General features: G+C 45.3%; 15 protein-coding genes. 5 read left to right on the plus strand and 10 right to left on the minus strand.

Going from position 1 to position 11,711, the window contains the following annotated elements; translation table 11 throughout:
* Positions 1 to 514: 514 nt before the first annotated feature.
* From QUA56_RS03300 to QUA56_RS03315, 4 genes are all read right to left on the minus strand, one after another.
* Positions 515 to 703: a DUF2949 domain-containing protein gene (locus tag QUA56_RS03300; RefSeq protein WP_333353157.1), complete on the minus strand. Its 189-nt coding sequence runs from the start codon at positions 701 to 703 to the stop codon at positions 515 to 517.
* Between the two features lie 74 nt (positions 704 to 777).
* Complete coding sequence (locus tag QUA56_RS03305) at positions 778 to 924, minus strand: hypothetical protein (RefSeq protein WP_333353159.1); 147 nt, start codon at positions 922 to 924, stop codon at positions 778 to 780.
* Between the two features lie 9 nt (positions 925 to 933).
* Positions 934 to 1,338 (minus strand): hypothetical protein, encoded by a 405-nt coding sequence (locus QUA56_RS03310; RefSeq protein WP_333353162.1) that lies wholly within the window; start codon positions 1,336 to 1,338, stop codon positions 934 to 936.
* Between the two features lie 443 nt (positions 1,339 to 1,781).
* On the minus strand, positions 1,782 to 1,976 hold the full coding sequence (locus tag QUA56_RS03315) for a hypothetical protein (RefSeq protein ID WP_333353165.1): 195 nt from the start codon (positions 1,974 to 1,976) through the stop codon (positions 1,782 to 1,784).
* Between the two features lie 51 nt (positions 1,977 to 2,027).
* Here QUA56_RS03315 and QUA56_RS03320 point away from each other — a divergent pair, with 51 nt between their 5' ends.
* Positions 2,028 to 4,937, plus strand: coding sequence for a PAS domain S-box protein (locus QUA56_RS03320; protein WP_333353168.1), 2,910 nt, complete (start codon positions 2,028 to 2,030; stop codon positions 4,935 to 4,937).
* 122 nt (positions 4,938 to 5,059) lie between these two features.
* Here the strand turns inward: QUA56_RS03320 and QUA56_RS03325 are convergent, their stop codons facing one another.
* Positions 5,060 to 5,650 (minus strand): rhomboid family intramembrane serine protease, encoded by a 591-nt coding sequence (locus QUA56_RS03325; protein ID WP_333353171.1) that lies wholly within the window; start codon positions 5,648 to 5,650, stop codon positions 5,060 to 5,062.
* Positions 5,651 to 6,120: 470 nt separating this feature from the next.
* On the opposite strand from QUA56_RS03325, the gene QUA56_RS03330 reads away from it, so the two are divergent.
* Complete coding sequence (locus QUA56_RS03330; protein WP_333353173.1) at positions 6,121 to 6,498, plus strand: Mo-dependent nitrogenase C-terminal domain-containing protein; 378 nt, start codon at positions 6,121 to 6,123, stop codon at positions 6,496 to 6,498.
* A 165-nt stretch (positions 6,499 to 6,663) separates the two neighbouring features.
* Here QUA56_RS03330 and QUA56_RS03335 read toward each other — a convergent pair whose 3' ends face one another.
* Both QUA56_RS03335 and QUA56_RS03340 read right to left on the minus strand, forming a co-directional pair.
* On the minus strand, positions 6,664 to 6,840 hold the full coding sequence (locus tag QUA56_RS03335) for a hypothetical protein (RefSeq protein WP_333353176.1): 177 nt from the start codon (positions 6,838 to 6,840) through the stop codon (positions 6,664 to 6,666).
* A gap of 52 nt (positions 6,841 to 6,892) precedes the next feature.
* On the minus strand, positions 6,893 to 7,075 hold the full coding sequence (locus QUA56_RS03340) for a ribbon-helix-helix domain-containing protein (protein ID WP_333353179.1): 183 nt from the start codon (positions 7,073 to 7,075) through the stop codon (positions 6,893 to 6,895).
* 154 nt (positions 7,076 to 7,229) lie between these two features.
* Here QUA56_RS03340 and QUA56_RS03345 point away from each other — a divergent pair, with 154 nt between their 5' ends.
* On the plus strand, positions 7,230 to 7,463 hold the full coding sequence (locus tag QUA56_RS03345; RefSeq protein ID WP_333353292.1) for a hypothetical protein: 234 nt from the start codon (positions 7,230 to 7,232) through the stop codon (positions 7,461 to 7,463).
* A gap of 112 nt (positions 7,464 to 7,575) precedes the next feature.
* Positions 7,576 to 8,205, plus strand: a complete 630-nt coding sequence (locus QUA56_RS03350) for a Uma2 family endonuclease (RefSeq protein ID WP_333353183.1) — start codon at positions 7,576 to 7,578, stop codon at positions 8,203 to 8,205.
* Positions 8,206 to 8,242: 37 nt separating this feature from the next.
* On the opposite strand, the gene QUA56_RS03355 is transcribed toward QUA56_RS03350, so the two are convergent.
* From QUA56_RS03355 to bchB, 3 genes are all read right to left on the minus strand, one after another.
* Positions 8,243 to 8,515, minus strand: coding sequence for a type II toxin-antitoxin system mRNA interferase toxin, RelE/StbE family (locus QUA56_RS03355; protein ID WP_333353185.1), 273 nt, complete (start codon positions 8,513 to 8,515; stop codon positions 8,243 to 8,245).
* Positions 8,512 to 8,733, minus strand: coding sequence for a hypothetical protein (locus QUA56_RS03360; protein ID WP_333353188.1), 222 nt, complete (start codon positions 8,731 to 8,733; stop codon positions 8,512 to 8,514). The genes QUA56_RS03355 and QUA56_RS03360 overlap by 4 nt, the downstream gene beginning before the upstream one ends.
* A gap of 82 nt (positions 8,734 to 8,815) precedes the next feature.
* Positions 8,816 to 10,342 (minus strand): ferredoxin:protochlorophyllide reductase (ATP-dependent) subunit B, encoded by a 1,527-nt coding sequence (gene bchB, locus QUA56_RS03365; protein WP_333353191.1) that lies wholly within the window; start codon positions 10,340 to 10,342, stop codon positions 8,816 to 8,818.
* 590 nt (positions 10,343 to 10,932) lie between these two features.
* Here bchB and QUA56_RS03370 point away from each other — a divergent pair.
* Positions 10,933 to 11,373 carry a KTSC domain-containing protein gene (locus tag QUA56_RS03370; protein WP_333353194.1) on the plus strand — a complete coding sequence of 147 codons (441 nt, stop codon included), beginning with the start codon at positions 10,933 to 10,935 and terminating at the stop codon, positions 11,371 to 11,373.
* Positions 11,374 to 11,711: the final 338 nt, after the last annotated feature.

Raw genomic sequence — 11,711 nt, forward strand, 5'->3', positions numbered from 1 at the left:
CACTTCCCGCCACCAAATTCGATAAGACAAGCCCCGGCACCTTAAAGGTTGCTGGGGTTTGTTTCATAATGTCTGCGATCGCTTACAATTAATCGCGGTAGGGACACGGCACTGCCGTATCCTCTATATACAGCATATTCCATGTATATGCGGTACACACAATAAGAGTCGTAAGTAAGGTGCGTCGCCACGCATCAATCTGCAAATTCCATTGAACCTGCTCCGCAGCGACGCACCCTACATAACACGTACCGCACAATATAGCTTTATAGTGTACTTCACGAACCACCGAATATGCTGTAATTCCGGTGCAACCGGAAATGATAGGAAAGCAGTTTATGTTAGCCGGCAACAAAAATGAGGACACGGCACTGCTGTGTCCCTACCGCATATTTGTATTTTAGCCAAAGTGAAAAAATTAACCTCGTACTTTTCGACAACCATTTGTGCAAGCTTTATTTGTCAAAAATCTGCAATCCGATATCCATGTTTTTAAACTCTGAATTTTAAATGGCTAAGTCGGCTGAGCTTCCATCCAATCAAATATCAGGTTTAACTGTTCCAGCGTAACTAACCCGTACTGCCACAGAACCATAGGCAGTTGGCTGCCGTCTTGTTCGCCGTGTCGTAGAGCAACGGCGATCGCAGAATTCGATATCGCCAACTCCCCCCGCAAATAATCGATCAGTTGAGCCTTTCCCATCACCTTCACCGCCAGTTTTATGCGCTATTGTAAAAATATGTAACCGCTAGGGCTGAATCAGAACTTTAATAGTCCTAATTGTCTTTTGAGAATCGGCGATGTGGTGTGATGGAAAGCGCACACAAATTGTGATAAAACTCATATAAAAAGGCGATCGCAGTCACAATAGTTCCGACCGTCAAAAATTGGGTTCCGCGATCGCTTGCTTCAAATGAATTCATTTAAAATTGCTAAAGTCCTAGCTGAAGCTGAACTCCCGCTTCTGTGCCGCTGTCGGTTTGTTTTGGAGGTAAAGGATTTCTTTGACGCTGGGCGTCCGAAGGAGTAGTGATAAATTCAAATTCGCTATTGAGTTTGAGACGAAATGTGTCGCCCAAGCTGCCCTCCCTTCTAGCAGAATTAGTCGCCGTTTGTGGTTCGCCAATCAAGTTTTGGTAGTCCGAGTCTACTGTTCTGTCCTCCACAGTCCTCAACGAGTCGCCGGATAAAGTCGTTTCCGAATTTTGGGGCGCTGGTTGCAGTCTTTGTTGGGCGAGAACCGCCGGGGTCAAACCGATAAAAATTGAGCTCAGTCCGAGAGCAGTGCCAAGAGTAGCAATAACTGCGTTCATCATCCATGCCTCTGCTAGTTGCATCCTACTATGCTTATTGTACCCAGCCGCAATTAAGTTGTACTCTATCAAAAGTAGCTGCTTGTGGAGATATCAATTAAAGTTGCTGTGAAAACTTATAACTTTCGATCGCGTCATCGGACAAGTCATCGGACAAATAGAACTGACGCAGCAACCGGGTTGAAACGACAAAATACGTCATTTCAGGAACGAGTCAACCAAAAACTCGGTTTATTTGATTAGCCCCCGTCAGGATTGGAAAAATAGTGAGTGCTGGACGCACGGGCGGCCATCCACCGGGGCATCCATCGGCTTTTTGTTTCGCGAAAATAGTTCGTTGCAGCCCGCCTAAACGCTAAAAAAACCCGGTTTCAGATACGAGTTTAAAAAAAGAATGCAACAGCAGGCAAGTTCTAAACCCTTACAGAATCTGTTTTTCCCAATTATTTAATTCTTTAATCTCAAATCTATAATAATATGAGCGTGTAGAGTGCGTCCAGGATTGATACTGCATTCATCCCGATCGCCAATGTACCCAAAGCTCCCGATCGCGCTAAGATGGCGGTGGCAGTGGTTAAAAATTTAATTACCAGCGACAAATTACGAGTTCTTAACAGCACTTTGCCTACTAAAACCATCTCAACTTCAAAATCTGCGCTCATCAGGTTGTACTTTACCGAAATGTTGTGGGTTTGTAATATTTCTGCTTCATCATGCCAATCAGATATCTGACCGACCAAATTTTTAAAATGTCGGGCCAAGTGCCAATTCGCATCATCCTTGTGGTGCCTTTTGCCCTCCAGACTTTCGGTGCTGTAGGGTTGACTGGGTGGCTGTCGCTGCGGAACGGGCGCATAGCCGTCAACGATGTTGCCGCACAACTGCGGGCAGAAGTCACATCGCGTATCCAGCAACATATTTATACTTATATCAAAACACCCCACCAAATCAATCAGCTCAATCTCGATGCCATCCGTCTCGGCATTTTGAACGTGCAGGATGCTGATAATTTGCAACGCTACTTCTCTAAAGAAATCAAAAACTTTGATAAAATTAGCTACATTCAATTCGCATCAGAAGAAAAAGATTTTATTGGAGTTGAACGCCTCGACGACGGCAGTTTGCAAGTTCAGATGTCTAATAAATCTACTGGCTATAACTTTCAAAGCTACGCGCCGTCAGAGTTCGGGGAACCAACCAAACTATTGAAAACTACTCTCAACTACGACCCCCGCATTCGACCTTGGTACATAGCTCCGGTGCTGGTAGGCAAACCGACTTGGAGTAAAATTTATACTTATTTTGACTCTCCCAAACTAGCGATTACGGCTGCTCAACCAGTTTATGGCGAGGATGGAAAACTGATAGGAATCCTGGGTTGTGACTTGACACTTTCCAAGATCGGTCAATTTTTGGAAAGTCTAAAAATTGGCAAATCAGGACAGACTTTTATTGTAGAAAGGTCTGGGCAATTGGTGGCAAATTCTACTCTTGAACCGCCATTTATTGTTAGCAACGGCGTTCCGAAACGGATTATGGCAACAAGCAGCAAGAATGCTCTGATTCGATCGACCGCCCGCTATTTGACAGAACGCTTCGGGGATTTGGGCAAAATTGACACATCTCGTCAGTTAGATTTTACGATCGACGGTCAACGGCAATTTCTACAGGTGACGCCGCTCTCAGACAGCAGGGGCCTCGATTGGTTGATTGTGGTGGCTGTTCCTGAAGCCGATTTTATGGAAAGGATTAACGCCAACACTCGCTACACAGTGTTGCTGTGTTTCGGTGCTTTGGTGGTGGCAACGGCGATTGGCGCTCTGACTTCTAGGTGGATTGTTGTACCGATTCAGCGTCTGAGTAAGGCTGCGGAGGCTTTGTCGCGGGGAGAATGGGACGGGATGGCGGTAGATCCCCGCTTGATGGCGTCTGTAGAGCGGGAGGATGAGGTGGGTGTCCTGGCTCGCTCTTTTAATACGATGGCCGGTCAATTGGAAGAGTCGTTTACTACTCTCGAAGATCGGGTGGAATCTGCGATCGCCGACAAAAATCAATTAATTATTTCTCTGAAGAAATCGCAGCAAAAACTGGCTCTCCATCTTCATCAAACTCCTTTGGGAGCCATTGAATGGAATCTAAACTTTGAAGTAGCGGAATGGAATTTGTCAGCGGAAAGAATTTTTGGATACAACCGCTTGGAAGCAATGGGACGCCACGGAGTCGATCTAATAGTTCCTGAAAGTGCTAAGGAGTATGTCAGGCAACTATCTATAACTTTGCTCGCTAATCAAGGAGGAGTTACCAGCATTAACGAGAACATCAGAAAGGACGGCAAAATTATTCTTTGCGAGTGGTACAATACCACTTTAGTTGACGCTGACGGCAGCATTATCGGGGTGGCATCGCTGATTCAGGACGTGACCGAATTTCACAGTGCTGTGGGGCAGTTGCGGGCCAGCGAGGAGCGGTTTCGCCAGTTGGCAGAAAATATTCATGAGGTATTTTGGATTAGAGAACCCAATCAAAAGCGGCTACTTTATGTGAGTCCTGCTTGCGAGAAAATATGGAATTTGAGCTATCAGAGTTTGCTGTCAGAACCGGAGGCTTTTTGGGATGTTATTCACCCGGAGGATCTCGATCGCGTCAAGGCTGCTTTTGAGAAACAGGTGCGGGGCGATTATGATGAGGAGTATCGGGTAGTGCGATCCCCTACGGGGGCTACGCCAACGGACGGTTCAGTTTGCTGGGTGCGCGATCGGGCTTTTCCAGTCCGCAGCGAAACCGGAGAAGTTTACCGCATCGTCGGCATTGCCGAAGATATTACCCAGCGCAAATTAGCAGAAGAATTCCAAAAAGCAGCCCAAACCGCTCAAGCTGCAAGCCAAGCCAAAAGCGCCTTTTTAGCTAATATGAGCCACGAATTGCGAACTCCCCTCAACGCGATTATTGGTTACAGCGATATGCTCAAAGAAGATGCCGAGGAGTTAGGTTGCGAAGATTTTATCCCCGACTTGCACAAAATTCAAACTGCCGGCAAACACTTGCTGTCTTTAATTAGCGATATTCTTGATATTTCTAAGATTGAAGCGGGGCGGATGGAACTTTACTTAGAAACTTTCAACCCGGTTAATTTAATTGAGGATGTAGTTTCGACTGTCGAATCCCTCGTGGATAAAAATTATAATAAGTTTGAAGTTGATTGTGGTAGCGACTTGGGAATGATGTATGCTGACATTACTAAAACTCGTCAAATATTGCTCAACCTGCTGAGCAATGCAGCTAAGTTTACGGAAAACGGCACTATTACCCTCTGCATTGAAAGAGTTAAACATGAAAGCTTAACAACTGAAGAAATAGCAGAACCTTCCGAATTAATAATTTTTCGCGTAGCTGATACGGGCATTGGGATTTCCTCCGAACAAATGCAGCATTTATTTCAAGCTTTCATGCAGGGCGACGCCTCAACTACGCGCAAGTACGGCGGCACGGGTTTGGGATTGACTATTAGCCGTCACTTTTGTCTGATGATGGGCGGCGATATGCACGTTCAAAGCGAGTTAGGTGGCGGTTCGGTTTTTACAGTGTGTTTGCCGGCGCGCGTTGAATTATTGGTCAGCAGTTAGTCTTGCTGTCCGGGACGCAATTGCTACAAAAGAAACCAGGTTTCTTGACAAAAAACCTACCCTTTCAGATAAGTTCGGGACAATAAACGAAGGTGACGATACCGTGCAGCATCAGTCTTATTCTAGTTGAGTCCGCGTTTCTGCCGCCCCAAAAGTTGAGCTGTTAATACCCCCCCAACAAAGCCAAAGAAATGCGCTTGCCAGGAAACTCCCGGCTGCTGCGGCAAAACTCCCCAAATTAAACTGCCGTAGAAGAAACCGACAATTAAAGATACCAAAATAGAGGTAAAGCTGCGTTCAAAATAGCCCCGCAGCAGCAAAAAGCCGAAGTAACCAAAGATTAATCCGCTAGCACCAATGTGAACGGAATTGGGCGCGCCCGTCAGCCAAACTCCGAATCCGCTGACTAGCACAGTGACGGCACTCACGATAAAAAAGTCGCTAATTTCTCGCAGCATTATCAACCAACCAAATGTCACAAAAGGGAGGGTATTGGCGGCTAAGTGAGCAAAACTGCCGTGCAGAAAAGGCATGAACAGGATGCCTTCAAGTCCGTCGAGGCTGCGGGGGCGGACTCCGTAGGCATTCAGCCTGCCTCGGAACAGGAATACATCGACAATTTCGATAATCCAGAGGAGGGAGACGAAACCGCCGAGAATGGCGGCGTGGCTTTGCAATTCGCGGGTGATAGTTTTGGTTTCTGGGTTGCTCATGGGTTGTGAGGGCGGTGATACCGATTATTTCTAATTGTAGGAGTTTCTGAGCGATCGCGAGCAAAGATAGTTGGGGCGGGGTTTCAGGGTTGTTTGCAGCAGAGCTTATTTAGAAATATGATAACTTTTATTAAAAGTTCCGCATTTTCACGTATAGAATTATTCAGCTCAATGCGTCACAATTGTAAATGAACTACAAAAGGAGAGTCAACCAAAGGTTGAAGCTAAAACGTAGAAAGCAGAATTTTTACCCTATCAATCAATCCTTGGGCTTGAAATGAGGACACTTTTTCGATCGCACACCGCATCTAAAAAAAATCAGGAACTACTTCGATCGCATAAAGTCATTAATTCAAGAAGTTCAATCCGGTAAAGTAAAACGAGATGCTGTAGATACTGATTGTAGATAATATCGCACAAGCTCTACAGAGAGTTCTTGGCACCTCGTTATAAAAGAGGAACAGAGCAAAATGAACGTATTTGAGCATACAGTCTCCTACCGAACTCTGCCAAATTGGGTAGGGTTTAGCAAACAAGAAACCGCAGTTAATGTCGCTACAAATTCTCAACCTTACGGTCAAAAGCCACACTTTGACCCCTTGCATCCGCTAAAACAATGGCTTGATAACACTGCAATTAAAAGTCAAAAGTTGGCTCGGTTGCTGTGTAAATTTATTCCCAGCCAGTGTCCGTTTGAGCGAGAAGTCAAAATTGGCGCTCGCACTTTATTTTCCATTCCCCCTATGTGCAAGTTAAATCCGCTTTACGAACAAGTCGTTGGGATTCGCTTCCGTGCTTTGTGTTATTTGGCTGATGAGTGCGGCGAGGATGTGACTCCTTATTGTTAATTCTGCAAAAACTTAAATTTATAACTGTGTTTTCACCCTCCCTTCTCCTTGTTGGGGAGGGTTTTTTTATTTTGAGATTATTTGGCGGTTGAAACCGCTAGCAACGCGATCGCACAAACTAAGTCTGCCTCCGCAGACAAGCGAGATCGAGTCGATCGCGAATTCCTACAATTTCGATTGAGGCAAATATTCCCGTGCAAATACCTCGATCGCCTCTGCAAAATCACCTGCAGTTGGGTCTAGCAGAGCCTTGGCGCGCAGTTCAGTACCCAATTCAAGTTGTATCGCTTCCATGCCAGTTCCTGCTTTGCCGCCGTAATTGCGGATGCTAATTTTTATCAATTTCGATAAGTGCGATCGCCCGACACGCACCCGCAACCCACGAGGGAAGTCTTTACGTGTCGCTTTTGGGCTTTTCAGGCCCTGGAGGTACTTCTCCTCTTTGTTGAGCTTCCAATAAAGCCGTTTCCACGAGAAAGGCTATCAGGTTAGCCGTGGATCTGCCTTGTTTGTCAGCCCATCGATCTAAAGCCTCATATACGTAGTCAGGAAACGTAACGTGAACGCGCTTACTCAATGTAAATGTTTGTTTTTGCCAACGCTCTTAATGGTACAAGCTGATGCTCTCGATCGTGTTGTTACCCTATTCTTAAAAATCTACTGACACATATTTGGGCTTATTATGTTACAATTCGTCTAATCCCATCAAGGCTCAGTCAAAAGCCAGTCCGATGCTTTCCGAGGGCTCAGGACTGGCTTTGGCTCCAATTAACAAAGGAGATACACCTATTATGCCGTATGAGAAACGTCTCAGACCCTGGATTGTGGTTCGCTTGCTTCCGAATCTACAAAGGGTCGTTGTCGGTCGCTTTCGCAGTTGGTCTGATGCAGAGGGTCATTTGCGAGTTCTCAAACAACTGCTTCCCGCTGCTCGATTGACCTTAGTTTTCGATCCGATCGATTAATTTTGGTTGCGAGTTGATAAGCGTGCGATCGCCCTTGGTTTGAGAAGGGCGATCGCAATTTCGGGCAATGTTAAACTGAACGCACAATATCAATTGAGTTGGGAAAAACACCGTGACAGCTATTCTACAAGTAACAGAACAGCCAACAGCACAGCGCTACTTCACTCCCGAAGAATATTTAGCCCTGGAAGAAGCAGCAGAGTACAAAAGTGAATATCGCGACGGAGTAATTATTCCAATGACAGGTGGAACTACAAATCACAATCGCATTGCTCTGAATATGAGCATTGCATTACGTCTTGCTCTTAAGGGACTTGACTATGATGTTTTCATGGGCGACGTGCGTTTGTGGATGACGAAAAATCGAATTTATACTTATCCCGATGTGATGGTAATTCCGGGTAAACCTGAGTATTTCAATAATCGTAAGGATACTGTGATGAATCCTCAAGTTATTATTGAAGTTTTATCGAAATCTACGAAAGCTTACGATCGGAGCGATAAGTTTAAGTTTTATCAAACGCTGCCGACATTTCAAGAGTATATTCTGATCGACCAATCTCAGGTTTATGTAGAACAGTATTGTAAGTTGGCAAACAAGCGGTGGTCGTATAGTCAGTACGATGAGGAGGATGCGGCGCTAGTTTTTAATTTTTTTCAAGTTGAAGTGCCGCTGGCAGATGTCTATGAGAAGGTGGATTTTGAGGCGGAGAATGAGCCAGAAGATAGCGGGGAGGAATAAGGGCGATCGCACTTGGTTTGAAAAGGGCGATCGTCAGTTAATATACTTCATCATGCGTCCCAATATCAATCAAGACGATCAATTCCTCTTGCGTTTCATTATCTTGCTCAAAAGTATAGATAATTCGGCAATCGGACTCAACCCAACAAGCCCAAAGCCCTTCCAATTGCCCCCGCAGTTTATGTGCCTTCAATGAAGGAGAAAATGGAGCGTTCACTAACAACTCCAAAACCGAAAATATTTTCTCACCTAATTGCGGATTTCTCTTGATAACCCGTTTAAAACTGTTGTTCCAAACTTGAGTTTTCATTCTTCATCCAGTAAATCAGCTTTTAACTGTGCAAGGTTGCCTCGCTTTGCTGTGCCGGCTTTTAAAGCCGTCAAAACCTCTCTTGCATTGTTAGCAATTTCCACTCGCCGATTTTCAATTCGCCGTTTCTGAATTAATTCAATTAACAAATCTTGCTCTTCAATTCCCAGAGATTCTACATATTCGATCGCGGTCTGGAAAGCAATAGAATTAGCCATAAAGAACTTTTCTATGTTTGAAAAGTGACAGTGCATTTCTATTTTACTAAGTAAGGCGGGCATTTGCCCGCCCAACAAATCATTAAGCCCCGACAGATTCCTTCGCTGCGTACAGCACCTCAACGGTAATCTTGTCAATTCCCCGATCGCGCGCAAACTTCTCAGTATTCCGCTTCACCTTACCCCGCACAAAACCGGGGATTTTATTCAACTCAGCTTGTCCATCCTTCGTCCAACCCATATCAGAATCAGCCGAAATTCCCTTGGTAATTACTTCCTTAGTATCGTGGCCGCCGAAGATTTCCAGCAAGTGGTCTTCCATTCCCAAAGTGAAGGAATTGTACACCAAATCTACGCACTGATTCGTGCCTTCATAACCCAAAAATGGCTTGTAGCCGATCGGGAAATTTTGGACGTGAATCGGTGCAGCAATTACGCCGCAGGGAATATCCAACCGCTTACCTACGTGGCGTTCCATTTGCGTGCCGAAAATTGCCGAAGGTTCTGCTTTGGCGATCGCATCTCCAATTTGCCCGTGATCGTCCGTCACCAGCACTTCATCACAATACTCGCTAACCTGTTCCCGGAACCAATCAGCATCGTGTTTGCAGTACGTTCCAGCCCAGACAACGTGGATTCCCATCTCGCGAGCCAAAATCTTCGTCATCGCCGCAGCGTGCGTATTATCGCCAAATACGACCGCTTTTTTGCCGGTCAAGTTTTGGCAGTCGATCGACCGCGAAAACCAAGCAGCCTGGGACACAAACCGCGTTTGTTGGTCAATGAAATCTTCGTAATCAACATCCGCACCTTGAGCGTTCAAAACTTGCTGAATCTTGCGGATACAGCGCGCAGTTTCTACCACACCCATCGGCGTAATATCCACCATCGGCGTGCCGAATTCTTTTTGCAAATACTCCCCGGCCATCATCCCCAATTCCCGATAAGGAACCAAGTTAAACCAAGCCCGCGGCAGTCTTTTTAAGTTGTGAACCGAAGCACCTTCGGGAATAACTTCGTTGACTTCTATTCCCAAATCTGCCATCAAACGCTTCAACTCGGTGCAGTCGTGCTGGTTGTGGAAACCCAGCGTTGACATACCGATAATGTTGACAGATGGTTTTTCGCTTTGGGCTTCTACTAAATCGCCTTTTTTGCGGGCTTTGTTGATGTAAAATTGGACGATTTGATCTAACGTGCGATCGGCAGCTTGCAGTTCGTTTACGCGGTAATGGTTGACATCCGCCAGCATTACATCGCCTTTAGCATCCAATTGAGCTCGGTTAACAAAGTTTTCCAAGTCTTCTTGCAGAATGCTGGAGGTGCAAGTCGGAGTCAACACGATTAAATCTGGGTGTTCTTCTCTGTCTTTGCGGGTGATATTGTCCACCACCCGTTCCTGCGATCCCCGCGCCAGTACGTGTCTGTCAACGACGCTGGTAGTTACTGGGGTGAAATCCCGTTCCCTCTCCAGCATGGAACGCATGACGTTGAAGTAGTCGTCTCCAATCGGTGCGTGCATGATCGCATGGACGTTTTTGAAGGAAGTTGCAACGCGCAAAGTGCCGATGTGGGCTGGCCCTGCGTACATCCAATAAGCCAATTTCATAGGTATTTTCCTGGTGCTGGTTGAGATTTGCCCGATCGGGCGATTACTGCTAAATTTTAAGGTTGTTTCTGATTTTCTCACCGGATGAATCCTTTAGAAATAGTAACTTTCTGAGGATTTTCAGGTTGGAGAAATGCTCAAACGCTTTTGCTGCTTGGGATTTAACTGGCAATTCCCACAACTTTACCTTTGTTTTATGGCAATAATTCTTAATTTATTGTCAAGTTTTGTTAAGAAATCTGCAAATTTTATCAACGTAGGATATCCCGGGCGCAACTTACACCTAGATTGCTGCCAGAATTTTCGCAAAGTATATATTGACTTTTTAGCCAACTCAGAATAAACTATTAATTAATACCAATTATCCAAAGTCTTGCAACAATGATGAGTGTGGGTTTGTTTCCGCTCACTATTCTGCACCGGTGCGTCGCTCAAAAATTGTGGATATTATTGAATATTTAAGGGTGGCGACGCACCCTACATATACTGTTGCATGAGTTTTGAGAATTAGTATAATTCACTATTTTCCCGGCATCAAAAGTTGCAAAGCGGGGGAGATATTGACGTAAAATCAATCCTTGACAAATCCCATGAAACTATCCAAAATAGACTTGAGCAACGTATTAGCAGTTGGTCACTCTAACGGCCAGCTAGGACTGTTAATCGATCGGGGATCGGAAGTAGAGTTTATTGAAATTAGCGCTCCCGAAGCTGCAATGCAAGGGCTGCAAATGGTTGATTTCATCGCGAATACAGATTCAACCGAACTCAGTGCTGGTATAGAATTAAAAGAAATTGCTTCAAGCCCAGAACCAATTGCGATGATGTCGGTAGATTCCGAAATGGCTAGATCGATCGGATACGACGAAGAGGAGCAAGTTTTGCAAATAGAATTTAGCAGCGGGTCAGTCTATCAATACAGCGATGTGGAACCCCAAATGTGGGAATCTCTACAAGATGCTGATTCTACAGGCAAATTTTTTAACTCCGAGATTAAAGGTTATTATTCGAGCCGGCGCGTTGATGACTAGCGTGTAGTTAGGAGTTGCACCTTTGGGCGGTGTGATTGAGGTGTGAGGCCTTCATTCAAGCAATCTCCTAAAAGCTGAGATTGTTTTTTTTGTCAGCCGTGCGATCGAGTCTCACAGTAAATCCTTGCACAAATCCTGTAGTTGTGCTTTTCATTACGTAACTGCTGAGGTGACGAAACCCCGAGGGCGCTTTTGTCACCTCAGCAGTTCTTTGCTGTCAAGGCGTGTCTTCCCACACATCCCAAAAGATATCTCTTGAGCGATAATGAAGAATAACATAGGATTTACGAAAAGAAACCCGGTTTATACGAAAAAATCTTGGGTTGGTCAACGACTAG

The organism is Microcoleus sp. N3A4, assembly GCF_036701805.1.
In the GTDB taxonomy this organism is placed as follows: Bacteria; Cyanobacteriota; Cyanobacteriia; order Cyanobacteriales; family Microcoleaceae; genus Microcoleus.

What these genes read in the sequence shown, in the direction of transcription:
- QUA56_RS03300 (WP_333353157.1), bottom strand. Translation starts at nt 703, where the DNA reads ATGGGAAAGGCTCAACTGATCGATTATTTGCGGGGGGAGTTGGCGATA.
- QUA56_RS03305 (WP_333353159.1), bottom strand. Translation starts at nt 924, where the DNA reads ATGAATTCATTTGAAGCAAGCGATCGCGGAACCCAATTTTTGACGGTC.
- QUA56_RS03310 (WP_333353162.1), bottom strand. Translation starts at nt 1,338, where the DNA reads ATGCAACTAGCAGAGGCATGGATGATGAACGCAGTTATTGCTACTCTT.
- QUA56_RS03315 (WP_333353165.1), bottom strand. Translation starts at nt 1,976, where the DNA reads ATGAGCGCAGATTTTGAAGTTGAGATGGTTTTAGTAGGCAAAGTGCTG.
- QUA56_RS03320 (WP_333353168.1), top strand. Translation starts at nt 2,028, where the DNA reads ATGCCAATCAGATATCTGACCGACCAAATTTTTAAAATGTCGGGCCAA.
- QUA56_RS03325 (WP_333353171.1), bottom strand. Translation starts at nt 5,650, where the DNA reads ATGAGCAACCCAGAAACCAAAACTATCACCCGCGAATTGCAAAGCCAC.
- QUA56_RS03330 (WP_333353173.1), top strand. Translation starts at nt 6,121, where the DNA reads ATGAACGTATTTGAGCATACAGTCTCCTACCGAACTCTGCCAAATTGG.
- QUA56_RS03345 (WP_333353292.1), top strand. Translation starts at nt 7,230, where the DNA reads ATGCTTTCCGAGGGCTCAGGACTGGCTTTGGCTCCAATTAACAAAGGA.
- QUA56_RS03355 (WP_333353185.1), bottom strand. Translation starts at nt 8,515, where the DNA reads ATGAAAACTCAAGTTTGGAACAACAGTTTTAAACGGGTTATCAAGAGA.
- QUA56_RS03360 (WP_333353188.1), bottom strand. Translation starts at nt 8,733, where the DNA reads ATGGCTAATTCTATTGCTTTCCAGACCGCGATCGAATATGTAGAATCT.
- bchB (WP_333353191.1), bottom strand. Translation starts at nt 10,342, where the DNA reads ATGAAATTGGCTTATTGGATGTACGCAGGGCCAGCCCACATCGGCACT.
- QUA56_RS03370 (WP_333353194.1), top strand. Translation starts at nt 10,933, where the DNA reads ATGAAACTATCCAAAATAGACTTGAGCAACGTATTAGCAGTTGGTCAC.